21 protein-coding genes and 1 tRNA gene are annotated in these 25,049 nt (G+C 72.9%); 11 read left to right on the top strand and 11 right to left on the bottom strand.

The features are described from left to right. Positions 1 to 113: 113 nt before the first annotated feature. Positions 114 to 1,097, bottom strand: a complete 984-nt coding sequence (locus tag AC27L3_RS22870) for a helix-turn-helix transcriptional regulator (RefSeq protein ID WP_487235920.1) — start codon at positions 1,095 to 1,097, stop codon at positions 114 to 116. Positions 1,098 to 1,304: 207 nt separating this feature from the next. Here AC27L3_RS22870 and AC27L3_RS22865 point away from each other — a divergent pair, with 207 nt between their 5' ends. Further along, positions 1,305 to 2,846: an MFS transporter gene (locus AC27L3_RS22865; protein ID WP_487235919.1), complete on the top strand. Its 1,542-nt coding sequence runs from the start codon at positions 1,305 to 1,307 to the stop codon at positions 2,844 to 2,846. Positions 2,847 to 2,955: 109 nt separating this feature from the next. On the opposite strand, the gene AC27L3_RS22860 is transcribed toward AC27L3_RS22865, so the two are convergent. Beyond that, positions 2,956 to 4,107, bottom strand: a complete 1,152-nt coding sequence (locus AC27L3_RS22860; protein WP_487235918.1) for a P1 family peptidase — start codon at positions 4,105 to 4,107, stop codon at positions 2,956 to 2,958. A gap of 33 nt (positions 4,108 to 4,140) precedes the next feature. Next, entirely contained in the window at positions 4,141 to 5,376 is a 1,236-nt protein-coding gene (locus AC27L3_RS22855; protein ID WP_487235917.1) for a low temperature requirement protein A, read from the bottom strand. A 99-nt stretch (positions 5,377 to 5,475) separates the two neighbouring features. On the opposite strand from AC27L3_RS22855, the gene AC27L3_RS22850 reads away from it, so the two are divergent. Then, complete coding sequence (locus AC27L3_RS22850) at positions 5,476 to 5,667, top strand: hypothetical protein (RefSeq protein WP_487235916.1); 192 nt, start codon at positions 5,476 to 5,478, stop codon at positions 5,665 to 5,667. 226 nt (positions 5,668 to 5,893) lie between these two features. On the opposite strand, the gene mscL is transcribed toward AC27L3_RS22850, so the two are convergent. The 6 genes from mscL to AC27L3_RS22820 all read right to left on the bottom strand — a co-directional run bounded on the left by mscL (position 5,894) and on the right by AC27L3_RS22820 (position 11,440). Continuing rightward, the gene (mscL, locus tag AC27L3_RS22845; protein ID WP_487235915.1) at positions 5,894 to 6,382 is read right to left on the bottom strand and encodes a large conductance mechanosensitive channel protein MscL; all 489 of its coding nucleotides are present in this window, start codon (positions 6,380 to 6,382) and stop codon (positions 5,894 to 5,896) included. Positions 6,383 to 6,493: 111 nt separating this feature from the next. Beyond that, positions 6,494 to 6,763 (bottom strand): hypothetical protein, encoded by a 270-nt coding sequence (locus AC27L3_RS22840; protein ID WP_487235914.1) that lies wholly within the window; start codon positions 6,761 to 6,763, stop codon positions 6,494 to 6,496. Between the two features lie 143 nt (positions 6,764 to 6,906). Then, a complete protein-coding gene (locus tag AC27L3_RS22835) occupies positions 6,907 to 7,761 on the bottom strand; it encodes an S-methyl-5'-thioadenosine phosphorylase (protein WP_487235961.1) in 855 nt (284 codons plus the stop codon). A gap of 230 nt (positions 7,762 to 7,991) precedes the next feature. Further along, positions 7,992 to 8,291, bottom strand: a complete 300-nt coding sequence (locus tag AC27L3_RS22830; RefSeq protein WP_487235913.1) for an FmdB family zinc ribbon protein — start codon at positions 8,289 to 8,291, stop codon at positions 7,992 to 7,994. 66 nt (positions 8,292 to 8,357) lie between these two features. Then, positions 8,358 to 9,644: an MFS transporter gene (locus AC27L3_RS22825; RefSeq protein WP_487235912.1), complete on the bottom strand. Its 1,287-nt coding sequence runs from the start codon at positions 9,642 to 9,644 to the stop codon at positions 8,358 to 8,360. Between the two features lie 281 nt (positions 9,645 to 9,925). Further along, a complete protein-coding gene (locus AC27L3_RS22820) occupies positions 9,926 to 11,440 on the bottom strand; it encodes a potassium/proton antiporter (RefSeq protein ID WP_487235960.1) in 1,515 nt (504 codons plus the stop codon). A 352-nt stretch (positions 11,441 to 11,792) separates the two neighbouring features. Here AC27L3_RS22820 and AC27L3_RS22815 point away from each other — a divergent pair, with 352 nt between their 5' ends. Then, the gene (locus AC27L3_RS22815; protein WP_487235911.1) at positions 11,793 to 14,723 is read left to right on the top strand and encodes a penicillin acylase family protein; all 2,931 of its coding nucleotides are present in this window, start codon (positions 11,793 to 11,795) and stop codon (positions 14,721 to 14,723) included. 3 nt (positions 14,724 to 14,726) lie between these two features. On the opposite strand, the gene AC27L3_RS22810 is transcribed toward AC27L3_RS22815, so the two are convergent. Beyond that, positions 14,727 to 15,335 (bottom strand): 5-formyltetrahydrofolate cyclo-ligase, encoded by a 609-nt coding sequence (locus AC27L3_RS22810; protein WP_487235910.1) that lies wholly within the window; start codon positions 15,333 to 15,335, stop codon positions 14,727 to 14,729. 81 nt (positions 15,336 to 15,416) lie between these two features. On the opposite strand from AC27L3_RS22810, the gene galU reads away from it, so the two are divergent. The 8 genes from galU to AC27L3_RS22770 all read left to right on the top strand — a co-directional run bounded on the left by galU (position 15,417) and on the right by AC27L3_RS22770 (position 22,617). Then, positions 15,417 to 16,319 carry a UTP--glucose-1-phosphate uridylyltransferase GalU gene (galU, locus tag AC27L3_RS22805; protein ID WP_487235909.1) on the top strand — a complete coding sequence of 301 codons (903 nt, stop codon included), beginning with the start codon at positions 15,417 to 15,419 and terminating at the stop codon, positions 16,317 to 16,319. A 4-nt stretch (positions 16,320 to 16,323) separates the two neighbouring features. Then, complete coding sequence (glp, locus tag AC27L3_RS22800) at positions 16,324 to 17,664, top strand: molybdotransferase-like divisome protein Glp (protein WP_487235908.1); 1,341 nt, start codon at positions 16,324 to 16,326, stop codon at positions 17,662 to 17,664. An 85-nt stretch (positions 17,665 to 17,749) separates the two neighbouring features. Beyond that, on the top strand, positions 17,750 to 18,244 hold the full coding sequence (gene moaC, locus AC27L3_RS22795) for a cyclic pyranopterin monophosphate synthase MoaC (RefSeq protein WP_487235907.1): 495 nt from the start codon (positions 17,750 to 17,752) through the stop codon (positions 18,242 to 18,244). After that, the gene (locus tag AC27L3_RS22790; protein WP_487235906.1) at positions 18,241 to 18,747 is read left to right on the top strand and encodes a MogA/MoaB family molybdenum cofactor biosynthesis protein; all 507 of its coding nucleotides are present in this window, start codon (positions 18,241 to 18,243) and stop codon (positions 18,745 to 18,747) included. Before moaC ends, AC27L3_RS22790 begins: the two co-directional genes overlap by 4 nt. Further along, the gene (locus AC27L3_RS22785) at positions 18,744 to 19,361 is read left to right on the top strand and encodes a GNAT family N-acetyltransferase (RefSeq protein WP_344435022.1); all 618 of its coding nucleotides are present in this window, start codon (positions 18,744 to 18,746) and stop codon (positions 19,359 to 19,361) included. The genes AC27L3_RS22790 and AC27L3_RS22785 overlap by 4 nt, the downstream gene beginning before the upstream one ends. 148 nt (positions 19,362 to 19,509) lie before the next feature. After that, entirely contained in the window at positions 19,510 to 20,550 is a 1,041-nt protein-coding gene (gene sepX, locus AC27L3_RS22780) for a divisome protein SepX/GlpR (protein ID WP_487235905.1), read from the top strand. Positions 20,551 to 20,640: 90 nt separating this feature from the next. Continuing rightward, positions 20,641 to 20,714, top strand: a tRNA-Ala gene (locus AC27L3_RS22775). A 352-nt stretch (positions 20,715 to 21,066) separates the two neighbouring features. Beyond that, positions 21,067 to 22,617 carry a hypothetical protein gene (locus tag AC27L3_RS22770; RefSeq protein WP_487235904.1) on the top strand — a complete coding sequence of 517 codons (1,551 nt, stop codon included), beginning with the start codon at positions 21,067 to 21,069 and terminating at the stop codon, positions 22,615 to 22,617. Between the two features lie 167 nt (positions 22,618 to 22,784). Here the strand turns inward: AC27L3_RS22770 and AC27L3_RS22765 are convergent, their stop codons facing one another. Further along, positions 22,785 to 24,962, bottom strand: a complete 2,178-nt coding sequence (locus AC27L3_RS22765) for an alpha-N-acetylglucosaminidase (RefSeq protein ID WP_487235903.1) — start codon at positions 24,960 to 24,962, stop codon at positions 22,785 to 22,787. Positions 24,963 to 25,049: the final 87 nt, after the last annotated feature.

Genomic DNA, 25,049 nt, shown 5'->3' with positions numbered 1-25,049 from the left:
GATTCCCAGTGCGGGAATCGCACTGTGATCCGGACATGCCCGGCACCTTCCCCGCTACTCCCGACGGCGGAACTTTCCACTCGAAAGGGTGAGAAAGGATGAGAAAGAGGTATTTATCGCTTGGCTGAAAAGTGCGTCCCGTTCGCCGCACGGCCGATGCGCGCCCCCAACGTCCGCAGATGCTCCACCAGCACCGCAGGCTCCCGCACCGTGAACTCGCAGTCCACCAGGGCCAGCCGGAACGCCACCCATTCGATCGAGTCGGACGTCAGCACGTCGAGCCGGCAGGAGTCCTCCCCGACCGGCTCCGGCGCCCCCAGCCAGCTCGGCAGCCGCGAGGCGACCAGCGCGACCGGCGCCTGAAACTCGGCCACCAGCCGGTACGTCGGCTGGAGCCGGGCCAGCGACCGCTTGAGGAACTCCGCCGCGTCCGCCGCCGGCAACTCCCGGGGCGTGAAACGCGCCCCGGTGGCGAACGGCTCGCTGACCCGGTCCACCCGGAACGTACGCCAGTCCCCCCGGTCCACGTCGAACGCCACCAGGTACCAGCGGCGGCCCGTGCTGATCAGCCGGTGCGGCTCCACCAGGCGCTTGGTCTGCGTACCGTCCCCCTTGCGGTAGGCGAAGCGCAGCCGCTCCCGGCCCGTGGCCGCCGAGGCCATGGCCGTCAGCGTATGCGGGTCGACGGTCGCCCCGTCGCCGCCGGTCAGCGGCACCGTCGCCGCCTGCAGCGCCGAGACGCGGTGCCGCAGCCGGGACGGCAGGACCTGCTCCAGCTTCGTCAGCGCCCGCACCGACGCCTCCTCGATGCCCTCCACCGCGTGCCCGGCGCCCGCGCGCAGGCCGACCGCGATGGCGACCGCCTCCTCGTCGTCGAGCACCAGCGGCGGCAGCGCCGCGCCCGCGGCCAGCCGGTAGCCGCCGTCCGAGCCCATCGTGGCCTGGACGGGATAGCCGAGGTCGCGCAGGCGCTCGACGTCCCGCCGGATCGTGCGCGCACTGACGCCGAGCCGCTCGGCCAGCTCGCGGCCGGGCCACTCACGAGGGGTCTGCAGGAGCGACAGCAGGGTCAGCAGCCGTGCCGGGGTGTCCGTCATGCCCTCCAGGGTTCCAGGAAAGTAGGACACGACCTGACCTACAGGCGGGTTAGTTTTCGGACCTCGGCCACCGCCGCCCGGAGGCGGCCGATCCGGGCGGACCCGCGTGGGTATGCACCGGATCGGCATCGGTGCCCCGAAGAAGTACGACAATGCACGTCGAAGCACGCGCAGACGCCACGAAGCACGAAGAAAGGCAGTATTTCTGTGACCACCACAGCGACCACCGACCCGCCCGCCGACGCAGCGGCCGACCGCCGCCGCTGGCTGGCGCTCGCCGTGGTGATGACCGCGTCCTTCATGGACTTGGTCGACGTCACCATCGTCAACATCGCCATGCCCAGCATCCGCAAGGACATCGGCGCCTCCTTCAGCACCCTGCAGTGGATCACCGAGGGCTACGCCCTCGCCTTCGCCGCGGGCCTGATCACCGGCGGGCGCCTCGGCGACATCTACGGACGCCGGCGCGTCTTCCTGCTCGGCATGTCCGGCTTCACCCTCGCCTCCATGCTCTGCGGCATCGCCGGCGACCCGCAGCTGCTCGTCGCCGCCCGCGTCCTGCAGGGCGCCACGGCCGCGCTGATGGTGCCGCAGGTGCTGGCCATCGTCCACGCCACCTTCCCCGCGCACGAGCGCGGCAAGGTCTTCGGCATGTTCGGGGCGATCGTGGGCCTCGGGGCGGTCTCCGGGCCGATCCTGGGCGCGCTGCTGACCCAGTGGAACCTCTTCGGCCTCGAATGGCGCCCGATCTTCCTGGTCAACCTGCCCGTGGGCCTCGCCGGGCTCGTCCTGGGCCGCCGCTACATCCAGGAATCCAGGGCCCCGCAGGCCCTCAAGCTCGACCTCGTCGGCGTCGCCCTGGCCACCTGCGGCCTGCTGATGCTGCTCTACCCGCTGACGCAGGGCCGCGAGCTGGGCTGGCCGCTGTGGGGCTTCGCGTCGATGGGCGGCAGCGCCCTCGTCTTCGCGGCCTTCGTGGCCTACGAGCGGTACAAGACCCGCAAGGACGGCTCGCCGCTGGTCGAACTGTCGCTGTTCAAGGTCAAGAGCTTCGCCGCCGGCATCGGCATCGAGGTCGCCTTCGGCATCGCCTGCGGCGTCTTCTTCCTGATCTGGACCCTCTACATGCAGATCGGCCTGGGCTGGAGCGCCCTGCGGGCCGGCCTGACCGGCATCCCCTTCTCCCTCGCGGTCTCCGCCGCGGCCGGCCTGTCGGTGCAGAAGCTGGTGCCCCGCTTCGGCCGCAAGGTCCTGCAGGCGGGCGCGCTGTCCATGGCGGCCGGCGTCCTGCTCTACATCTGGGAGTCCGGCCACTACGGCACGGAGATCGCCTCCTGGCAGATGGCGCTGCCGCTGGTCGTCATGGGCCTGGGCATGGGCCTGATCGTCGCGCCGCTGACCGAGACGGTCCTCGCCGAGGTGCCCAAGGAGCACTCCGGCTCCGCCTCCGGCCTGATCAACACCACGCAGCAGCTCGGCAACGCGGTGGGCCTGGGCCTGGTCTCCGTCGTCTTCTTCGACGCCGTCGACGAGGGCGCGGTGGCGCGCGGCCGGGCGGGCGAAGCCTTCGGCGACGCCTTCCGGCACGGCATGTGGTGGGTCGCGGGCGTGCTGGGCCTCGTCCTCGCGCTGATGTTCGCACTGCCGCGCAAGACGGCTGCGGTGCAGGGCGGCCCGGGCGCGCCTGAGGGCGCCGGCGACACCGTACCGGCGCAGCAGCAGGCGAAGGAGCCCGCCTCGGTGGCCTGACCCGGCGCCTACCGGCCGGGGCCCCTCCGCTTCCTGCGGAGGGGCCCCGGCCGTTCTGCCCGCGCGATGTGACCACGCTCGGAGGCGCGTCACATCATTGCGGTCCCTCTCAGGCGGGTTCGCCGTACAGATCGCGGTACGAAGGGAACAGGCCGCCGGCCCCGTCGACACCCTCCGCGGCCAGCACGGCCCGGACCACGCAGCGGGTCAGGACGTCCGCCCCGGCGGCCAGGATCTCGTTCACTGCGCCCGCCGCGAAGTCGGCGCTGCCCGGCAGCCCCTCCTCCGCAGGCAGCGGCCGCTCGCCCGTGGCCAGCGCGAAGACGGTGTCGCCGTCGGTCAGCAGATGCACCGGGCGCACGGCACGCGCCAGGCCGTCGTGGGCGGTGCCCGCGAGCTTCTGGGCCTGCGCACGGGTCAGCGCGGCGTCGGTGGCGACGACGGCCAGGGTGGTGTTCAGCGGGGGACTCACCGATGCGGACCAGCGCTCGGCCGACTCCCGGCGCGCCTCCTGCAGAGCCTCCTGCGCCGCCCGGTGCCGCTCCGGCGCCGGGTACGCGGGCCGACCGCCCTCGTACAACTGCCCGTACAGCACCCCCGTGGCCGGGTCCACCACCGAACCCGCCGCGTTCACCGCCGCCAGCGCGGCCACCGTCACCCCGGAGGGCAGGACGACGCTGGCAGTACCGATGCCGCCCTTGATGCCCCCGGCCACCGCGCCCGCACCGGCACCCACATTGCCCTGCACCACCGGCGCCCCCGGCGGCGTACGGGCCGCCGCCTCGGCCGCCCGCCTGCCCAGCCGGGCGTCGGGCCGGGCCCGCCAGTCACCCCCGCGCCCCAGGTCGAACAGGGCCGCCGCCGGCACGACCGGCACCACCTGCCCCGGCTCCGGACCCACCCGGAAGCCCTGGCCCTGCTCCTCCAGCCAGGCCACCACCCCCGAGGCGGCGTCCAGCCCGAACGCGCTGCCCCCGGTCAGCACGATCGCCTCGACGCGCTGCACGAGGTTCCGTGGATCCAGCGCATCCGTCTCCCGCGTCCCCGGCCCGCCCCCGCGCACATCCACGGCGGCGACCGCGCCGCCCTCGCCGGTGAGCACCACGGTCGTCCCCGACAGCGCCCCCAGCTCCACCAACTCGGCATGCCCCACCCGCAACCCGCCCACATCCGTGAGCGCATCCCGCGGCCCGGGCGTCCCCCCGGCGCCATGGCCGGCCGACCGGATGTCAGGCGTACGAGCGTCGTCCGCAGCAGTCATGCGCCATGCCTACCACGACTGTCTGACGAGACGTCAGTAGGCGGTGTTCGCAGGGGCGCCCTGGGGGCCCTCCCCCCTCCCTCCCCCTCCCTCCCCTTCCTCCCGTTCCCCCTGGTGGGCCATGAGGGTGACGCCCACCGCCACCGCTGCCGCGCCGACCAGGCCCGCGGCCAGGACCGCCCAGGTGCCGGCGAAGGTGCAGGCGAGCGTGGCCAGGGCGGAGACGGGCAGGACCAGTTGCTGGGCCGGGCCGCGCTTGTGGTGGCGGGAATGGATGAGCCAGACCGTGAACATGAACAGGGCCGCCGGCACCGTCACCGCCGCGGAAGCGGCCACGGTGGGGATGTGGGCCTTGCCCACGCTCTCCTCGACCGCCACCTCGATGCCCGCGCCGATGGCCGCGGCCGAGCAGAAGACGAAGTAGTGGCCGTACCCCCAGACGAACGCCTGACGGTTGGAGGCCAGGTGCAGATGGATCGGCGTGGCGAAGTAGATCCAGAAGGCGGCGAAGATGATCAGCAGGCCGCCCGCCGCGATCGGCAGGAGCTCGCCCAGCGCCTCCTGCTCGTCGGCCGCCGACTGCACCGCCGTCGTGGCGGCCGCCACCGTCTCGCCCAGGACGATGATCGTGAACAGCCCGTAGCGCTCGGAGATATGGTGCGGATGCCAGGCCGTCGGGCGGCTGAGCTCGGCCCAGACCGGCACGGCCATCTCCAGCAGGGCCATGGCGAGAAACACCCACGGCCTCGCGGGACCCGGCAGCACGACCAGACCCAGCCAGCCCACCTGGCACAGGCACACCCCGATCGCATACCGCCGGGCGGTACGCCGCTCGGAACCCGTGGCGCCATGGGCGGCGCGCAGCCACTGGGAGACGAGGGCGAGCCGCATCACCAAGTAGCCGAACCACACCATCGTGAAGTCGCTCGCGGAGAAGGCCCGGGGGACGCCCGCCGCGAGGACGAGCACCCCGGCGATCTGCACCAGCGTCACCACGCGGTAGAGCGCGTCGTCGGTGTCGTAGGCCGAGGAGAACCACGAGAAGTTGACCCAGGCCCACCAGATCGCGAAGAAGACCATCAGGTAGCCGGGGATGCCGTGCCCCGGATGCCCCTCCGCGAGCGCGTGCACCAGCTGCCGCCCGGCCTGGGCCACCGCCACCACGAAGCACAGATCGAAGAACAGCTCGAGCGGGGTGGCCGTGCGGTGCTCCTCCTCGCGCCCGCGCTCGGTCATCCGGCGCAGCACGCCCGACGAGTCCTGGCTCATAGCTGCGATTGTCACCGCAGCCCGGGCCCGTCGCGCGCCGGACGGCGCAGCGGGGACACGCCCGGGCCGCGGGCGGCGGCGCGCCCGTACGCTGGACGCATGAGCACCGACACCCCGAGCCCCCGGCGGGACCCCGCGGCGGCGGCCGCCGCCGCACTGATCTTCGACGATCCGCTGTCACAGCAGTCCTCGGACGATACGGACCGCGGCTGGGGCGAGCGCCCGAAGGCCGACGAGAGCGGTGCGGATCTCGCCCGCTTCCTGGACGAGAAGCCGCCGCACCACGTCTGAGACGGCCCGGGGCGGCGCCGATCTGCGGCTGCCGCCGCCGCGTGGGCGCGATCGGCCGGTGACGGCCCGCAGCCGACGCGCCACCCCGAGGCCGACTGCGGGCGCGTCGTGGCTCGTCGCGCAGTTCCCCGCGCCCCTGATGGGGCGCTCGTGGTGGCGTGTGACGAAGATCCGTCGGGCGCGCCCCGCGCCCCCATGGGGCGCTGCGTGATCCGCCGGGCAGGCCCTAGCGCTGGGCCGGGACGGAGTCCGAGCCGGGGCCGCGGCGCTGCTCGATCAGGGTGTCGCGGATCTGCGCCAGCAGCTCGATCTCGGTCGGCTCCGCGGGCTTGTCGGACACCGGCGCCTTCGCGGCCTGCCGGTCCTGCCAGCGCTTCATGGGCAGGAGCATCAGGAAGTAGACCACCGCCGCGGTGATCAGGAACGTCAGCGAGGCGCTGAGCACCGAGCCCCACTGGATGTAGACGCCCTTGGTCACCTCGCCCGCGGCGTTCCGGGCGCAGGGGCCCTTCAGGCACGAGGCGTAGTGCTCCAGGTCCTTGGTACCGAAGGCGCCGACGACCGGGTTGATGATCCCCTTGACCACGGAGTTCACGATGTTGGTGAACGCCGCGCCGATGACGACGGCGACGGCGAGGTCCACCACGTTGCCCCGCATCAGGAATGCCTTGAAGCCGCCCAGGACTCCCGTCTTCTTCTCGCTCCCGGAGCTCACAGAACAGCCTCTCCCTGCATACCTCTGTCATGGAATGGTCGATTCCATACGATACGAGAAAGTCGGACGGCCCCGTCCGCTCCGAGACCACCGTCACCCGTCCGGGGAAGGTCAGCCGAGGTGCCAGTGCGTCAGTGCGGGCGAGCACAGTGTCACCACCCCTCCGGCGGCGGCCGTCGCTGCGACGGCGAGCACGAGGGGCCGGGCGCGCCCCCGCCGCCCGTACCGCCAGCGGCCCCGGCGCCCCGCCTGCACCGGCGGGAACAGCGGGACCCGGCACCCGGGCGGTGCCCATGGCGCCGAGGGCGCCGAGGGCGCCGTGGTGCCGTACGTGGTGCCGTACGAGGAAGGAGCCGGGTGCGCGGGACGTGCGTAGGACATCGGGACCACCGCCTGTCGTGAGGAGCGCCGAGTGACGCCCCTCACGATCCCGGTTTCCGTCCGGCCCCGCTGAGGGCTGTGGACTACTGGCCGGTTGTGGAAAAACCCGCCACCCGCGCCGGCCCCGTCACCCCCGCCGGCGGCTACGGCAGCTCGATCCCCAGGTCCCAGCCGTCGTGCGCCCGCGCGCACAGGCAGGCGCGGTCCTCCGTCTTCGGCAGGGCCGCCACCGCGTCGAAGAGCACGCCGCGCAGCCGGTCCACGTTCTGCCCGAAGACCCGCAGCACCTCCTCGTGGGAGACGCCCTCGCCCGTCTCCGCGCCCGCGTCCAGGTCGGTGACCAGTGACATCGAGGTGTAGCAAAGGCCCAGCTCGCGCGCCAGGACGGCCTCCGGGTGGCCGGTCATGCCCACCACCGACCAGCCCTGCGCCGCATGCCAGCGGGACTCCGCCCGCGTCGAGAAGCGCGGGCCCTCGATGACCACCATCGTCCCGCCGTCGACCGGCTCCCAGTCGCGCCCGCGCGCCGCCGCGAGCGCCACCGCGCGTCCCGTGGGGCAGTAAGGGTCCGCGAAGGTCATGTGGGCGACGTTGGGCACGTTGCCGTCCGCCAGCACCTCGCCGTCGAAGAAGGTCTGCGCGCGGCTCTTGGTGCGGTCCACCAGCTGGTCCGGCACGAGCAGCGTGCCCGGCCCGTACTCCGCCTGCAGGCCGCCCACCGCGCACGGGCCCATGACCTGGCGCACGCCCACCGAGCGCAGCGCCCACAGGTTGGCCCGGTAGTTGATGCGGTGCGGCGGAACGCTGTGCCCGCGTCCGTGCCGGGGCAGGAAGGCCACCCTGCGGCCCGCCAGCTCGCCGACGAACAGCGAGTCGCTCGGTGCGCCGTAGGGGGTCTGCACCGTGACCTCGGTCACGTCGTCCAGGAAGGAGTAGAACCCCGACCCCCCGATGACACCGATCTCGGCCCTCACGGCCGGATCCGTCACGGCGACCATCTCTGCCGCCGCCTCCACCGCCTGTGCTGCGCTCGTGTCGACCATACGATCACACTAACCGTCCGCCCCCGGCCGGACAGGACGAAGCGGACAGGACGAAGCCCGGCAGGACGAAGCCCGGCACGAGCACGACGAAGCCCGCCGCCTCGGGCGAGGCAGCGGGCTTCGGAGGGTGCGCCAGGGGGGCGACGGTGTCAGGCGTGCGTCGTACGTCCGTCGTACGTCGCGCGTCAGGCGGCCGAGCTGCTGGAGCTCGACGAGGACGACGACGTCGACGAGGACGACGTGGAAGTCGACGACGTCGACGAGGACGTCGACGACGACTTCGTCGCAGGGGTGCTGCTCGACGTCGAGCCGCGGCTGTCGTTGCGGTAGAAGCCGGAGCCCTTGAAGACGATGCCGACCGCGGAGAACACCTTCTTCAGGCGTCCGTTGCACTGCGGGCACTCGGTCAGGGCGTCATCCGTGAACTTCTGCACCGCCTCGAGGCCTTCGCCGCACTCGGTGCACTGGTACTGGTAAGTCGGCACTTGCTCCTCCTGGCACTCTCACTCATTGAGTGCTAACGACGCTCCATAGTGCAGTATTCCGGTCCGTCAGTCCACCGCAACGGGCTCACGGTGACCGACCCCACGCGCCGCGACCAGTGACTCGCCCCGCGGGGTGAGCGCCTTGCGCAGCGCCAGCAGGACCAGCAGGGCCACCGCCGTGCCGCCCAGCGGCACCAGGAAGCCGGTGCTCGCGTCGTGGGCGTCGATCAGGCGGCCGCCCACGGTGGCGCCGGCGGCCTGGCCGAGGCCGACCGCGCCGGTGAGCCAGGTGAAGGCCTCGGTGCGGGCGCCCGCCGGGACCAGCTGCTCGACGAGCGTGTAGCCGGTGATCAGCGAGGGGGCGATGCACAGGCCCACGACCAGGCCGAGCGCACCGAGCAGCACCATGGAGTGCGCCGCCCACAGCGGGGTGGTGGCCAGGACCAGGGCCGGGTAGGCCAGCAGCAGCCGGCGCTGCGGGCTGGCCTTCCAGGCGATCAGGCCGCAGGCGATGCCGGCGGTCATGTTGCCGGCGGCGAAGGCGCCGTACATCAGGCCGTTCAGGCCGGGCTCGCCCATGGCCTTGGTGAAGGCGGTCATGGACACCTGCATGCCGCCGAAGACGGTGCCGATGCCCAGCATGACGACCGCCAGCACCCGCACGCCGGGCACCGACAGGGCGGAGACGCGCTTCTCGCCGGCCTCGGCGGCGCCGGCCGCGGCACGGCCGTGCTCGGGCTGCGTCTTTCGCTGGGCGGCGAAGAGCAGGCCGCCGACGAGGGTGAGTGCGGCCTCGGCGATCAGGCCGGCGGCCGGGTGGACGCCGGTGCACAGGGCGGTGGCCAGGACGGGGCCGATGACGAAGGTGAACTCGTCGGTGACGGACTCGAACGCCGCCGCCGTCGCCATCAGCGGCTGACCGCTCAGCCGCGCCGCCCAGCGGGCCCGCACCATGGGGCCGATCTGCGGGGTGGACGCGCCCGCGGGCACGGCGGCGGCCAGCAGCGCCCACAGGGGGGCGTGCCCGAGGGCGAGCGCCGTGAGCAGGGAGATCGCCGCCGCGTGCACGACGACGCCGGGCAGGAGCACGGTGGCCTGCCCGAAGCGGTCGGCGAGCTTGCCGCTCTGCGGGGCGAACAGGGCCATCGCCACGCCCGCCGTCGCCGAGACGGTGCCGGCCGTGCCGTAGGAGCCGGTGGTGTGGTTGACCAGCAGCAGGATGCCGATCGTCAGCATCGCGAACGGCTGCCGCGCCAGGAAGCCGGGGAGCAGGAACGACAGCGCGCCGCGCGTGCGCAGCAGACTGCCGTACCCGGGACGGGCCCCGGTGGTGTCCTCGACCGTGGTCGCCACGGTCCGCGCCTTTCCGCCGCCTGGTAGCACGCCCCGGACGGGAGGGAAACCCAACGGAGCGCGCCGAGAGCTGTCCTCTCGCGCAGGACCGTGGTAGATACCGATGTGGCCGCCTCCTGCGGCCACGGCCGCCGTGCGGTCGCGCCAGCTCTGCATCAGGCAGAGTTGGTTCGGTGTTTTCGGGAATTCACTCGCGTGACGCACCGGGGCCTCGGACGGACGTGCCGCGGTCGGGCAGGGCCGCCGAGGCGTGCCGATACGCACGCGAATAGGTGAATAGCTTACTTAACCAACTTCTTCTTTACCAGACCCCACTTTGCTCCGGCCTTTGCTCCGGGCTTCGCAGCTGCGGCCTCCAGGGCCGGGGCGGAGCCCAGCCAGCCGGCCAGCTTGCCGCCCTCGGAGACCGCGCGCAGCCGCCGCTCGGCGGCGTCGCGCACCGGGTCGGTGGCCACGACCAGCAGCTCGTCGCCGTGCCGCAGCACGGTCGTGGGGCCGGGGACGAAGCTGGAGCCGTCCCGGACGACCAGGGTGACCGCGGCGCCGGCGGGCAGCCGCAGCTCCGAGACCTCCACACCGTGCATCTTCGAGCCCTCGGGCACCGCCACGGACAGCAGGTGCCCGCGCAGCCGCTCCAGCGGCGCCGACTCGATGCCCAGGTCCTGCGGCTCGCTCTCGCCGAGGTCCAGGCGGCGGGCCAGCCAGGGCAGGGTCGGGCCCTGGACCAGGGTGTAGACGATCACCAGCACGAAGACGATGTTGAAGATCCGGCGGCTGTCGTCGACCTGGGCCACCATCGGGATGGTGGCCAGCACGATGGGCACCGCGCCGCGCAGGCCGGCCCACGACAGCAGGGCCTTCTCCTGCCAGGGCGTGCGGAAGGGCGCCGTGCTCAGCAGGACGGACAGTGGCCGGGCCACCACGGTCAGCACCAGTCCCACGATCAGCGCGGGGACGATGTCGTCGCCGAGCTCGTGCGGGGTGACCAGCAGGCCGAGCAGGACGAACATGCCGATCTGGGCGATCCAGCCGAGCCCCTCGGCGAAGCCGCGGGTGGCCGGCCAGTGGGGCAGCTTGGCGTTGCCGAGGATCAGCGCGGCGAGGTAGACGGCGAGGAAGCCGGAGCCGTGGGCGAGCGCGCCGGCCGCGTAGGCGGTGACGGCGAGGGCCATCACGGCGATCGGGTAGAGGCCGGAGGCGGGCAGCGCCACGTGCCGCATCGTGTAGGCGCCCAGCAGGCCGATGGCGAGGCCGGCGGCGGCGCCGATGGCCAGTTCGAGGGCGATCTTGCCGAGCAGCAGGTACCAGTGCTCGACCGGGCCGGCGGCGGAGAAGGCCACCACCAGGATGACGACGGGGGCGTCGTTGAAGCCGGACTCGGCCTCCAGGACGCCGGTGAGGCGCGCGGGCAGCGGGACGTTGCGCAGGACGGAGAAGACGGCGGCGGCGTCCGTGGAGGACACGACGGCGCCGATGATCAGTGACTGGCGCCACTCGACGCCGGCGAGGTAGTGCGCGGCCGCGGCGGTCACGCCGACGCTCACGGCGACGCCCGCGGTCGACAGGACGGCGGCGGCCGGCAGGGCCGGTTTGATCTCGTGCCACTTCGTGCCGAGGCCGCCCTCGGCGAGGATGACGACCAGGGCGGCGTAGCCGATGACCTGGGTGAGGCCGACGTCGTTGAAGGAGACGCCGATGCCGTCCTGCCCGATGGCGACGCCGATGCCCAGATAGATGAGCAGACTGGGGAGCCCGCTGCGCGAGGAGACGCGTACCGCCGCGACCGCCACGAGCAGGACGAGCGAGCAGATCAGCAGGAGTTCGTTGAGGTGGTGGACAGTCAGGGGCCGGTCCTTTCACGAAGGGTGGGACGGATGGCTGCCACGGGACGCCGGGTGCACCGGCTTCGTCGCGTTTCGGCCGAAACGTTCCTCCAGTTCTGGAAACAGGTCATGAACACGAGGAAGTTAATTTCCTCATCTAATATTTTACGGGTTCTTGACGCCGGCTCCTCGCGCCGGCGGTCGCCGCATGCTCTCCGGGCGGTCCCCGAGCGATCCATGAACGGCACCGAGTCCGGGCGTCCGCCGCCCTGCGCCTATGGTTGCTTCCAGCATTCCAGGACCACCTGCCCCTCTAAGGACAGCGATGCCCGCCAACAAGAACGGCCCCGGCAAGAAGAAGAAGGGGCGACGCGCCCGCCTGCTCGTGATCACCATCGTGCTACTGCTCGTGGCGGGCGTCGCCTTCGGCGCGTACTGGAGCGTCAGCACCGTGCGGGCCTCCTTCCCGCAGACCGAAGGCACCCTGCAGCTGAAGGGTCTGACGGGGCAGGTGAAGGTGGCCCGTGACGACCACGGCATTCCGCAGATCTACGCCGACAATGCCGAGGACCTCTTCCGCGCGCAGGGCTTCGTGCACGCCCAGGACCGCTTCTGGGAAATGGACGTGCGCCGGCACCTGACGGCCGGCCGGCTGTCGGAGATGTTCGGCTCGGGGCAGGTGGAGACCGACGCCTTCCTGCGCACCATGGGCTGGCGCCGCGTCGCGCAGCAGGAGTACGACACCAAGCTCTCGCCGGCGACGAAGAAGTACCTGCAGGCGTACGCCGACGGTGTCAACGCCTATCTGAAGGACCACAAGGGCAAGTCGCTGTCCGTCGAGTACGCGGCCCTGTCCTTCCAGAACGACTACGAGCCCGAGCCCTGGACGCCGGTCGACTCCGTCGCCTGGCTCAAGGCGATGGCCTGGGACCTGCGCGGCAACATGCAGGACGAGATCGACCGCTCCCTGGCCTCCTCCCGGCTGAAGCCGGAGCAGATCGAGGACCTGTACCCGGCGTACCCGTACGACCGCAACAAGCCCATCGTCGAGGGCGGCGCCCTCGACAACGGCAAGGCCTACGACCCCAAGGGCGGTGCGGCGGCCGGTGCCGCCGGCGCCCAGGCCGGCCAGAACGCCCCAAGCGGCGCCGCCGGCGGCGCGGGCGCCACCGGCGGGCTGCGCAGCAGCCTGTCCTCCCTGGCGAGCACCCTGGAGAAGGTCCCGGCGCTGCTGGGCCCGAGCGGCAACGGCATCGGCTCCAACTCCTGGGTCGTCTCCGGCAAGTACACGACGACCGGCAAGCCGCTGCTGGCCAACGACCCGCACCTCGCCCCGCAGATGCCCTCGCTGTGGTACCAGGTGGGCCTGCACTGCAACACCACCGGCCCGCAGTGTCCCTTCGACGTCGCCGGCTACTCCTTCTCCGGCATGCCGGGCGTGGTCATCGGCCACAACAAGGACATCGCCTGGGGCATGACCAACCTGGGTGCCGACGTCTCCGACCTGTACCTGGAGAAGGTCACCACCGACTCCTACCTCTACGACGGCAAGCAGGTGCCCTTCACCACCCGCAAGGAGACCATCAAGGTCGCGGGCGAGGACAGCCGTGAGATCACCGTCCGCGAGACCAACAACGGCCCGATCGTCTCCGACCGCAACGACGAGCTCGTCAAGGTCGGCGAGAAGGCGCCCGTGAAGGACCCGGCGCCCGACCGTGCCGAGGGCTACGCGGTGGCCCTGCGCTGGACCGCCCTGGACCCGGGCAAGACCATGGACGGCCTGTTCGCCCTGGACCAGGCGGGCGACTTCGCCGCCTTCCGCAAGGCCGCGGCCGACTTCGAGGTCCCCTCGCAGAACCTGATCTACGCCGACACCAAGGGCAACATCGGCTACCAGGCCCCCGGCCGCATCCCGGTCCGCGGCGGCGCCAAGGCCGGCGAGAGCGAGGCCCAGGCCGGCGCGACGACCGGTACGGCCGGGACGGGCGCGGGCACCCCCGGCGCCGGTCTGCCGAAGACCGACGTCAACGGCGACGGCAGGATCGACGCCAAGGACAGGCCGAAGAGCGACGAGCAGGCCGCCGCCCCCGACGGCCGCCTCCCGGCCCCCGGCTGGGACCCCGCCTACAAGTGGACCGGCTGGGTGCCGCAGACGGCGCTGCCCTGGGACTACAACCCCGAGCGCGGCTACATCGTCACCGCCAACCAGGCCGTCGCCGACAAGAACTACCCGTACCTGCTCACCCAGGACTGGGGCTACGGCGCGCGCAGCCAGCGGATCAACGAGCTCATCCAGTCGAAGATCAAGGACGGGGGGAAGATCTCGACCGAGGACATGCAGAAGATGCAGATGGACAACACGAGCGAGATCGCCCGTCTGCTGACGCCCTACCTGCTCAAGATCAACCTCAAGGGTGCCAACGAGCGCGAGACCAAGTACGTCCGCGAGGCGCAGAAGCTGCTGAAGGACTGGGACTACACCCAGGAGCCGGACTCCGCGGCCGCCGCCTACTTCAACGCCGTCTGGCGCAACACCCTCAAGCTGGCCTTCGGCAACAAGCTCCCCAAGGAGCTGCGCGTGAAGGACCAGTGCCTGCGGGTGCGCCCGGCCGGCGGCTCGGGCCCCCAGGAGGACCTCAGCGGCCGCACGCCGCTGGTCGTCGAGTGCGGCGAGCGCGAGCCCGACAACGCGCAGCCCGACGGCGGCGACCGCTGGTTCGAGGTCGTCCGCAAGATCCTCGACAAGCCCGACAACGACTGGTGGAAGACGCCCGGCAGCCGCCTGACCCCGGGCGCGAAGAACCGCGACGAGCTGCTGGCGCAGGCCATGAAGGATGCCCGCTGGGAGCTGACCTCCAAGCTCGGCAAGGACGTCACCCAGTGGAGCTGGGGCCGCCTGCACCAGCTGAACCTGAAGAACCAGACCCTCGGCAAGGAGGGCCCCGGCATCGTCCAGTGGATGCTCAACCGCGGGCCCTGGAACCTCGGCGGCGGCGAGGCCGCCGTCAACGCGGCGGGCTGGAACGCGGCCGGCGGCTACGACGTGGTGTGGGTGCCGTCCATGCGGATGGTGGTCAGCCTCGCCGACTTCGACAAGTCGCGCTGGATCAACCTCACCGGCGCCTCCGGCCACGCCTACAACGCCCACTACTACGACCAGACCGACAAGTGGGCCAAGGGCGAGCTGCTGCCGTGGGCCTACAGCGCGGACGCGGTCAAGAAGGCGGGCGGCCCGGTGCTGACCCTCAAGCCGTAGGCGTCAGGGCCTGCCGAAACGGCGCACCCCGCCAGGGGTGACCACCGCGTGCACGGGGTGGTCGTGCGGTTCCACGGGGACCTGCGCGACCACCTCGTCGTCGTAGAGGAGGACCACGCGCGCCGGATCGGCGCCCGCCCGCTCCAGCCGGGCCAGCACCCGGTCGTACGAGCCGCCGCCGCGGCCCAGCCGCAGGCCCCGCTCGTCGACCGCCAGGCCCGGCAGCAGCACGGCATCGGCCTGCGTCACGGCCTCGGGCCCCAGCCGCTCGCCGTCCGGCTCCAGCAGGCCCTTGGCGGCCCGCACCAGGTGCCCGGCCCCGCGGTAGGGCGCCCAGTCGAGATCGTTGTCGGGCAGCAGGACCGGCAGCAGCACCCGCGTGCCCCGCGCGCGCAGCGCGTCCAGCAGGGCGCGGGTGCCCGGCTCGGTGCCCACGGAGACATAGGCCGCCACCGTCCCCGCCCGGGCCAGCTCGGGCAGCGCGAGCGCCCGGCGCGCCAGCGCCGCCTCGCGCTCCCCGACGTCCTCGCTGGTCAACGTGGCCCTCATCGCGAGGAGCGCACGGCGCAACCCGGCCTTGGTACCGTCGGGGAGATGTGCTGACCGGCTCATGTTTCCTGTGCACTCCTTGTAGGGGGACATACTCGGCTGAGTCACATCTTCCGCCCAATCTCAACGGATAGTGTTCGGCCCATGACTCACTCGCGCCCTCGGATCAGCAAGGCTGTCATCCCTGCCGCCGGGCTCGGTACCCGTTTCCTTCCGGCCACCAAGGCCACGCCCAAGGAAATGCTGCCGGTCGTGGACAAGCCCGCGATCCAGTACGTGGTGGAGGAGGCCGCCCTCGCCGGCCTGTCGGACGTCCTGATGATCACCGGCCGCAACAAGCGGCCGCTGGAGGATCACTTCGACCGCAACTACGAGCTCGAGGAGGCCCTGCGCCGCAAGGGCGACGACTCCCGGCTGGCGAAGGTCCAGGAGTCCAGCGACCTGGCCACCATGCACTACGTGCGCCAGGGCGACCCCCGGGGCCTGGGCCACGCGGTGCTGTGCGCCGCGCCGCACGTGGGCGACGAGCCCTTCGCCGTCCTGCTGGGCGACGACCTGATCGACGCGCGCGACCCGCTGCTGTCGCGCATGGTCGACATCCAGCGCAAGCACGGCGGCAGCGTGATCGCGCTCATGGAGGTCGACCACGCCCAGATCGGCCTGTACGGGTGCGCGGCCGTCAAGCCCACCGACGTCACCGACGTCGTCGAGGTCACCGGCCTGGTCGAGAAGCCCGACCCCGACGAGGCACCGAGCAACTACGCCGTCATCGGCCGCTACGTGCTGGACCCGGCCGTCTTCGACGTCCTGCGCGAGACCCCGCCCGGCCGCGGCGGCGAGATCCAGCTCACCGACGCCCTGCAGGCCCTGGCCGCCGAGCCGGGCCTGGGCGGCCCCGTGCACGGCGTGGTCTTCACCGGCCGCCGCTACGACACCGGCGACCGCGGCGACTACCTGCGTGCCATTGTCAGACTCGCGTGCGAACGTGAGGATCTGGGACCGGAGTTCCGGTCATGGCTTCGACGGTTCGTCACCGAGGAGATGTAGCGCCTTGAGCAGCAGCGCCGGCGGCACCACCACGGCCACCGACCCCGACGCGGCGGACGACGGCCGCACGTGGTCGGTGCAGGAGCACCTGGACGACATCCTGGCGAGGATCCGCCCGCTGGAGCCGATCGAGCTGCAACTCCTCGACGCCCAGGGCTGCGTGCTCGTCGAGGACGTCACCGTCCCGGCCGCCCTGCCCCCCTTCGACAACAGTTCCATGGACGGCTACGCGGTGCGCGTCGCCGACGTGGCGGGGGCCGGCGAGGAGTTCCCGGCGGTGCTCACCGTCGTCGGCGAGGTGGCGGCGGGCAGCAGTGAGCTGCCCGCCGTGGGCCCCGGCGAGGCCGTGCGCATCATGACCGGCGCCCCGCTGCCGCCCGGAGCCGAGGCCGTCGTCCCCGTCGAGTGGACCGACGGCGGCAAGGGCGGCGCGCCCGCCGACGCCATGACCGCCGGCGAGGCACAGGCGGGCGGCGAGGTGCGCGTGCACCGCCCCGCCGCCGCCCGTGCCCACGTCCGCGCCCGCGGCAGCGACGTGGCCGCCGGCGAGATCGCCCTGAGCGCCGGCACCGTCCTGGGCCCCGCCCAGATCGGCCTGCTCGCCGCCATCGGCCGCGCCACCGTGCCCGTACGGCCCCGCCCCCGCGTGGTGGTGCTCTCCACCGGCAGCGAGCTCGTGCCGCCCGGCGAGCCGCTGGCCAGGGGGCAGATCCACGATTCCAACAGCTTCATGCTCACCGCCTGCGCCCGCGACGCCGGCGCCATCGCCTACCGCGTCGGTGCCGTCGACGACGACGCCGCCTCCTTCCGCGCCACCTTGGAGGACCAGCTGGTGCGCGCCGACGCCGTCGTCACCACCGGCGGCGTCAGCGTGGGCGCCTACGACGTCGTCAAGGAGGCCCTCACGCAGCTCAGCGGCGACGAGGGCAGCGTCGCCTTCCGCCGGCTGGCCATGCAGCCCGGCAAGCCCCAGGGCTTCGGCCGCCTCGGCCCCGACGGCATCCCGCTCTTCGCCCTGCCGGGCAACCCCGTCAGCGCGTACGTCTCCTTCGAGTTGTTCGTCAGACCCGCCCTGCGCGCCCTGATGGGGCTCACCCCCACCGCCGGGCGGGAGCCGGTGCGCGCCCGCCTGACCTCCCGCGTCGGCTCCTCGCCCCAGGGCCGCCGCCAGTACTTGCGGGGGAGCTACGCCGACGGGAAGGTCGAGACGGTCGGCGGGTCCGGCTCGCACCTGGTCAAGGCGCTCGCCGACGCCAACGCCCTCGTCGTCGTCCCCGAGGAGACCACCTCCCTGGCCGCGGGCGCCGAGGTGGACGTGATCCTCCTGGACCGCAGCGCCTCCTGACGCCGCTGCGTCGCGCCGCCGTCCCTCTGCGCGCGCCCGCGGGGCGGGTACGGTGGCTGCCCACAGGCACCGGACCGGGAGAACGATGAGCAGCGGCCAGGAGCACCTCACCCATCTCGACGCCACGGGCGCGGCCCGCATGGTCGACGTGTCGGCCAAGGAGGTCACGGCCCGCACCGCCCGCGCCAGCGGGCGCGTGCTGGTCTCCCCGCGGGTGGTCGCCCTGCTGCGCGGCGAGGGCCTGCCCAAGGGCGACGCCCTCGCCACCGCCCGCATCGCCGGGATCATGGGCGCCAAGCGCACCCCCGAGCTCATCCCGCTGTGCCACCCGCTCGCCCTGTCCGGCGTGAGCGTCGAGCTCGCCGTCGCCGACGACGCGGTCGAGATCAGCGCCACCGTGCGCACCACCGACCGCACCGGCGTGGAGATGGAGGCCATGACGGCCGTCTCCGTCGCCGCGCTGACCGTCGTCGACATGGTCAAGGCCGTCGACAAGGCGGCCGTCGTCACCGACATCCGCGTGGAGGAGAAGACGGGCGGCAAGTCCGGCCGTTACCTGCGGGAAGGCGGCGCGCGGTGAGCCGGCGGGCCCTGGTCGTCACCGCCTCGAACCGCGCGGCCGCCGGGGTCTACCCGGACAAGGGCGGCCCGCTGCTCGCGGCCGGGCTCACGGCCCTCGGCTTCGCCGTCGACGGCCCCCGCGTCGTCCCCGACGGCGAGCCGGTGGCGGCCGCCCTGCGCGAGGGCCTCGCGGGCCCCGAGCCGTACGACGTGATCGTCACCACCGGCGGCACCGGCCTGACGCCCACCGACCGCACCCCGGAGGCCACCCGGCAGGTGCTCGACTACGAGATCCCCGGCATCGCCGAGGCCATCCGCGCCGAGGGCCTGGCCGCGGTGCCCACCGCCGCGCTCTCCCGGGGCCTGGCCGGCGTCGCCGGCCGCACCCTGATCGTCAACCTGCCGGGCTCCACCGGCGGCGTACGCGACGGGCTGGCCGTCCTGGGGCGGCTGCTGGTGCACGCGGTCGACCAGATCCACGGCGGCGACCACCCCCGGCCGTCCACGGGTGCCCCTGCATGAACGTCTGGCCGGTCGAGCTCGCGGACGGCGACGTGGCCCTCCGCCCCATAAGGCTGCGCGACCAGCGCGCGTGGCGCGAGGTGAACCGGCGCAACCGCGACTGGCTGCGCCCCTGGGAGGCGACCGTCCCCCCGCCACCGCCCGGCGCGCCCCCCGCCCAGCGGCCCACGTACCGGCAGATGGTCCGTCATCTTCGGGCCGAGGCGCATGCCGGGCGGATGCTGCCGTTCGTGATCGAGTACCGCGGCGAGCTGGTGGGCCAGCTGACCGTCGCGGGCATCACCTGGGGCTCGATGTGCTCGGCCCACATCGGCTACTGGGTCGACGAGGCCGTCGCCGGCCGGGGCGTGATGCCCACCGCCGTCGCCCTGGTCGTCGACCACTGCTTCCGCACCGTCGGGCTGCACCGGGTCGAGGTGTGCATCCGCCCCGAGAACCTGCCCAGCCGGCGCGTGGTGGAGAAGCTCGGTTTCCGCGAGGAGGGGCTGCGCCCGCGCTATCTGCACATCGACGGGGCCTGGCGGGACCACCTGGTCTACGCGCTGACCGCGGACGAGGTGCCCGAGGGACTGCTGGCGCGCTGGCACCGCTCGCGCACCTCTCCCCAGAAATGAATAAGCGAATAAACGTTCGAATTTCTGGTCGGAAACGAGAGTTGCGACCTCAACAAATCACAAAAAAAGTTCGAGATATGAGCCGGTTCGTGCGACACACCGCGCCAATTGGCGGAATCCCCCGTGCGCACCCCTCTACCGTGTGAGGGTGAGCAGCAGCGGCCTGATCTACGCAGTCATCGTCGGGGCATGGGCCGCCTACTTGGTGCCGATGTGGCTCCGTAGGCAGGACGAGCTCAACGAAGCCCGTCCGACGGAACGCTTCAGCACGGCCATCCGGTTGTTGTCCGGACGGGCGGGCATGGAGCGCCGTTACGCCAAGGACCTCGAAGAGCGCGCCTCCACGGAGGTGCCGGGCCCGGTGGAGCCGGAGCCCCGGGCGAGCGAGCCGGACGCGGCGACCAAACAGGTCGACGTCCGGTCCTTCGCCGCGCCCGAACCCGCCGCCCCGGCGGCGAGCGCCCCCGCGGCGAGCGCTCCGGCGGCGAGCGCCCCGGCGCCCGCCGCGCCGCCCTCGCCGAACGCGGCCGAGCGTGCCCGCCGCTCCAAGGTCCTCGCCCGCCGCCGGCGCACCACGGTGCTGCTCTTCGTCGCCTTCACCCTCGGCGCGGTCGTCGCCGGCGTCGGCGGGTTGGCCCTGCTGTGGGTCCCGGCCGTGCCGGCCGCCCTGCTGAGCGCCTACATCTGCTACCTGCGGGTGCAGGAGCGGCGGCGGTTCGCCTTCACCATGGACCAGCGCCGCGCCGAACAGGCCGCCCAGCGGCTGAAGGAGGGCGCCCGCCGCGCGGCCGCGGAGCCCCCCGAGGCCGCGGCGGACGCGGCCACCGCCGCTGACACCGTTGTCCATCGCCCGGCGCCGGCCGCCCCGCCCTCCCGCGGCGCCGCCCACCGGGCCCTGGTCGAGCAGACCGACCACGCCGAGTGGGTCGACCAGCAGCGCGAACGCGGCACGGGTGCCGGCTGGGAGCCGGTGCCGGTGCCCCTGCCCACGTACGTCTCCGCGCCGGTCGCCCCCCGGGCGGGCGGCGGGGCCGGCGACGCCTGGAGCTCGGCGCGCTCCTCGACCGCCGAGCCGGCGGCCGAGGAGCGCCGCGCGGCCCGCTCCCGCCGCCGCCCCCGCGAACGCGGCCGCACCCCCCTCTTCGACCAGTACGCCGACGACGACCGCCCCCGGGCCGCCAACGAGTGACCCGCGCCACTGCCCTGCCGCCCGCGCCCACCAGCGGGGATCGGATTTCCTGGCAGGGCGATGGGGATGCTAGAGTTTCACTCGTTGCAAGGGCCTGTGGCGCAGTCCGGTAGCGCACCTCGTTCGCATCGAGGGGGTCAGGGGTTCAAATCCCCTCAGGTCCACAACAAAGCCGTTCCCCACCGGAAGGGGATGGCGACGAAGATCCCGTCCGATCATTGATCGGGCGGGATCTTTGCGTTGTCCCGTGGTGGCGCGGGCAGTTGGGCCCCGATTGATTGAACGCGCGACTTATTAAACCTTGTTGCGTAAATTGTGATCCAGATCATGTTTCTCCCGGTAGAGAAACGGTTCTGCGGGCGCGGTGGCGCATGGCACGATCATCCGGATCGCTGATCGCGACGATCTCGCGCAGCACGGCGATCGCCTTTCTTCCCCTTCCCCTTGCCGTGTGATGCGGCCCGGCGGCTTCGTGCTGCCCGGGGCCGCCCCCACCTCACGCTCACGAGGACGAATTTGCGCAAGCCCATCAAGTACGCCAGATACGCGGCCGTTTTACCTGCTCTGACCGCCGTCTCCCTGTTCGCCACGGGGTGTTCGGCAGGCAGCCCGTCCGCAGCCCCCGACGCCGCTGACGCCGCGCCCGTCGCCGCCACCGCACCGCAGCTCGCGGTGGCCGCCGCACCCGCCGGCGCCGGTGCGCCCAGCGCGGTGGCCCGTTCGTCCGGCAATGCGTCCGGGGGCGACCTGCCCAAGGCCGTGAAGTCCGGGCTCAAGGTCGCCTCCTTCGACCAGCGCAGCGGACGTGCCGTGCTCTCGGGCGCCACGACCCCTGCCGCCCCCAAGGGCAAGGCGGCTGACAAGCCGTCGGACAAGCCGGCTGACAAGCCGTCGGAGAAGCCGGCGGGCAAGGCCAAGGGCATTGCGCCGCAGGCGCCGTCGTCCGCGGAACCCTCCGCGGCGCCCAGGAACGGCGTGGCCGTCGGTGACGTCATCGCCAGCGCGCCCGCGCCCGGCGCACCCCACGGTGTGCTGGCCAAGGTCACGCAGGTGCTGGGCACCACCGACAAGGGCACCGAGGTCAACACCGCCCCGGCCACCCTCGACGCCCTCCTCGGCGCCTCCGAGGCCAAGGGCGACGTCCCGGTCGACCCCTCCACCGTGAAGGTCGAGCCCCTCGTCCCGAACGTGAAGGTCTCCTGGACCAAGCCCGGCGGCGTCCACGTCGGCCCGCAGGGCGCCAAGGTGCCGCTGGGCAACCTGCGGCTGGACGTGGGTGCCTCCATACCCACGCCCAAGGGCTCGCCCGTCACGGCCGAGGCGTCGGCGTCCGGATTCGTCCAGCTGGCCCCCGAGGTCGAGTTCGCGTACAGCGGCAAGGGCATCGGCTCCAGCGGCGGCCCCGGCACCGCGTCCCTGGCGCTGTCCGGTAACTGGTCCTCCCAGTGGGAACTGCGCGGCCAGGCCGCCGCCACGACGGCGGACAAGCCGCTGCGGCTGCCGTTCGCCAAGCTGCACGCCGACCCGGTCGTCCAGGTCGGGCCCGTGCCGGTCGTCATCAACCTCGACCTCACCTGCTACCTGCAGGTCGATGCCGACGGAAAGATCGGCGTCGAGGTCAAGCAGGACATGAAGGGCGACTTCAAGGTCGGCGGCGCCTACACGTGGGGCAAGGGCTGGAGCGGCGTCAGCAAGGCCGACATGACCGCCAGCCCCGTGCGGGCCACGGCCACGGCCTCCGGCCGGGTCAAGGCCACGCTCGGCGCCGAGGCGTCGGTCGGCCTGTACGGCGTGGCCGGCGTGAGCGCCAACCTCGCGCCGTACCTGCGGGCGGAGGCCGAGGGCAGTGCCACGGCCGCCAGCGACGGCTCGGCGTCGGCCACGGGCAAGTGGGCGGCGTACGGCGGCGTCGATCTGACGGGGGCGCTGTCGGCGCACCTGAAGATCTTCGGTACGCCGGTCTTCGAGCGGAGCCTTCCCTTCGACATCCTGCACCGTGAGTGGAAGCTCGCGGGTGGGGAGGGGACCGTCAGCCGCGGTGCGGCTGGCGCCGCGAAGAAGCGATAGCGCTTGGCGCGCTGCGCCGTTGGGCGGGGCTCCGGGGTTTCCCCGGGCCCCGCCCTCGTGGTTTCCGCGGGGTGGTGCAGGCCGGTGGGCCGGCTTGTGCCCACCCGTCCCTCCCCCAGCTACCGCTGGGAGGTGCCCCCAGCGGGACGATTGCCCACAAGCCGGCGCTACAGCCTCGACGCCACCGTTCTTGCCAGGGGGATGATGTCTCCCGTTGGGCGGGTGCGGGTTGCCGGGGGGTTGTGGAGCCAGCGGGATTCCAGGGTGTACCAGTCGATGGGGTTCGGGTCGCGGTCGGCCGTCAGGGACGCCGTCAGTTCGTCGAAGTACGTTTTCCAGCGCAGCCGGTAGAGGCCGCCCACCAGGCCCGACCATTCGCGGTTGGCGTAGTCGTGCAGTTTGCCGCCGTCCGCCGCCGGGCGGGGGCCCCAGACGGTGAGCAGGGTCAGGGCGTCCGCCTGGAGTTGGTCGCGTTCGGCGTCCGTCGTGCCCCAGGCGCGGGCGGCGGCGGTCCAGCGGCCCAGCAGGTGGCGTTCGTCGGTGGCGACGACGGAGTCCAGCAGGTCCATCCAGTCCAGCCACTGCCGGGTCAGGGCCGTGAAGCGCTCGTGGTCGCGGTCCTCGTAGGCCGCCTTGATGCGCGGCAGCAGCAGGCGGCTGCGGTTGGCGATGCACTGACGGGTGATGTCGACGAGGTCGGTGCGGTAGGCGGTGCTGCCGCGCAGGGCGGGGGCGACCGAGAGCAGGGCCGGCAGGGCCTTGTCGAACTCGGCGGCGTCGTAGCGCAGGGCGCGCGGCGACCAGGTGGCGCCGCGGTCGGCGGCGAGGTCGGGGCGGGCGCCGAAGAGGCCGTCGGCCTGTTCGCTCCAGCTGTCGGCGCGCGAGGTGCCGTACGCGGTGCGGCGCAGGACGTCCCAGGCGCGTGCGGCCCCGGCGTCGTGGGCGCCGTAGCGGGTGACGGCCCACTGGCCGAACCATGCGTCCAGCCGCACCGGGCCGTCCGTCCAGGCGAGGTCGGAGAAGAGGGCGAGGGCGGCGGGGTCGTTGTCGGCGGCCTCGGGCATCACGGCGATGCCGCGCAGGGCGCTGCCCGGTTTGGTGCGCCAGCGGTGGTAGAGGGCGGCCCAGTCGGGGGCGTTGGCGCCGAGGGCGGTGTGGCCGCCGAAGTTCCAGATGGTGCCGAAGGCGTAGGGGGCGCCGCCCCAGTCCGCTTCCCGGTCGGTGACGTGCGGGAAGCGGTCGGAGATGCCGTCGAGGACGAGGATCCGCGTGTGGTCGACGGCGTCGACGATCTCGCGCCGGGGATTGCGCTGCCAGCCGAGGATGGCCCAGACGGCGTCGGGGTGGGCGGTGCGCAGGGCCTTCTCCACGGCCCGGGCGGCGTCGCCGACGGGCACGTCGCCGGGGGTGCCGCCCTCGTGCAGCAGGTCCATCTTGTACATGGACGTGGCCCCGTACAGCTCTTGCTGCACCCGGTAGAAGGTGCGGGCGACGGCGGCGAAGCGGGGGGTGCGCGGGTCGAGCCAGTCGGGGCGGGCGAAGCCGCCCCAGTCGCCCTGCGGGACGGTGCGCGCCCCGGGGTTGCGGCGGGCGAAGTCCGGGGGGACGGTGCCGAAGTAGCCGGGGAGCACGGGGGTCATGCCGAGCTCGCGCAGGCGCCGGACGATGCGGCGGGCGAGGGCGGTGCGGCGCGCCAGCAAAGAGGTGGAGACCGGCCCGCCGAAGGCGGACATGTTCTGCATGAGCCACCAGGGCTGGTGGGCCGGCCCGGGAACCCACCGGCGGATCTCCGCGTCGCTGTAACCGTGTTCGATGAAGGTGCGGTGGTAGACGGCGTCGGCGCCCGCGTAGACGAGGACCTCGTTGAAGCCGTGCAGGGCGAGGACGTCGATCTCGCGTTCCCAGTAGTCCCAGTCGTGGTACGGGCCGGTGTAGCCGTCGTTGGTGTCGTTGAGGACGAAGCGGTGGGCGACGTTGGCCGTGCCGGTGACCGGGGTGCGGGCCGCCGGCAGGCGGGCGGGCAGCGCCGTCTGTTCGCCGCGCCAGGAGAGGTGGGCGTGCGCCACCTGCCGCAGGTAGTGGTGGAAGCCGGTGAGCTGGACGGCCGGGGTGGTGCCCTCGACGACGATGCGGCCCGCCTCGCCGCTCACCCGGAACGCGTCGTGCCCGCCGCGCCGGGCCACGGTGCGGAAGGCGACCTGGTGGTGATGGCGGGGCAGCAGGCGGGCGAGCGCGGCCGCGGCGGCCCCGGCCGGGGCCGCGCCGGCGACCCCCGCGCCGGTCGTGCCGAGCGCGGCGGAGCCCGCGAGGGCGGCGCCGAGGAGCGTACGACGGGCGATGGGCATGGCTGACCTCCACCGTGGCGCTGCGGCGGCCGCCGGGCACGCGGCCGGCCGGCGCGGACGACCGGGCCGCGATCCTATGAGCCGGCG

The sequence above is a fragment of the Streptomyces sp. PKA51 genome, from assembly GCF_057552455.1.
The sequence above is the reverse complement of the archived record's forward strand: the minus strand, read 5'-3'. Positions and strand labels throughout refer to the sequence as shown.

Bases quoted from the DNA above. Each gene is read 5' to 3' on its own strand.
- AC27L3_RS22835 (WP_487235961.1), bottom strand. From the start codon at position 7,761: ATGGTCGCCGTGACGGATCCGGCCGTGAGGGCCGAGATCGGTGTCATC.
- moaC (WP_487235907.1), top strand. From the start codon at position 17,750: ATGAGCAGCGGCCAGGAGCACCTCACCCATCTCGACGCCACGGGCGCG.
- AC27L3_RS22840 (WP_487235914.1), bottom strand. From the start codon at position 6,763: ATGTCCTACGCACGTCCCGCGCACCCGGCTCCTTCCTCGTACGGCACC.
- AC27L3_RS22785 (WP_344435022.1), top strand. From the start codon at position 18,744: ATGAACGTCTGGCCGGTCGAGCTCGCGGACGGCGACGTGGCCCTCCGC.
- AC27L3_RS22870 (WP_487235920.1), bottom strand. From the start codon at position 1,097: ATGACGGACACCCCGGCACGGCTGCTGACCCTGCTGTCGCTCCTGCAG.
- AC27L3_RS22860 (WP_487235918.1), bottom strand. From the start codon at position 4,107: ATGACTGCTGCGGACGACGCTCGTACGCCTGACATCCGGTCGGCCGGC.
- AC27L3_RS22765 (WP_487235903.1), bottom strand. From the start codon at position 24,962: ATGCCCATCGCCCGTCGTACGCTCCTCGGCGCCGCCCTCGCGGGCTCC.
- galU (WP_487235909.1), top strand. From the start codon at position 15,417: ATGACTCACTCGCGCCCTCGGATCAGCAAGGCTGTCATCCCTGCCGCC.
- AC27L3_RS22855 (WP_487235917.1), bottom strand. From the start codon at position 5,376: ATGAGCCAGGACTCGTCGGGCGTGCTGCGCCGGATGACCGAGCGCGGG.
- AC27L3_RS22810 (WP_487235910.1), bottom strand. From the start codon at position 15,335: ATGAGCCGGTCAGCACATCTCCCCGACGGTACCAAGGCCGGGTTGCGC.
- AC27L3_RS22815 (WP_487235911.1), top strand. From the start codon at position 11,793: ATGCCCGCCAACAAGAACGGCCCCGGCAAGAAGAAGAAGGGGCGACGC.
- AC27L3_RS22850 (WP_487235916.1), top strand. From the start codon at position 5,476: ATGAGCACCGACACCCCGAGCCCCCGGCGGGACCCCGCGGCGGCGGCC.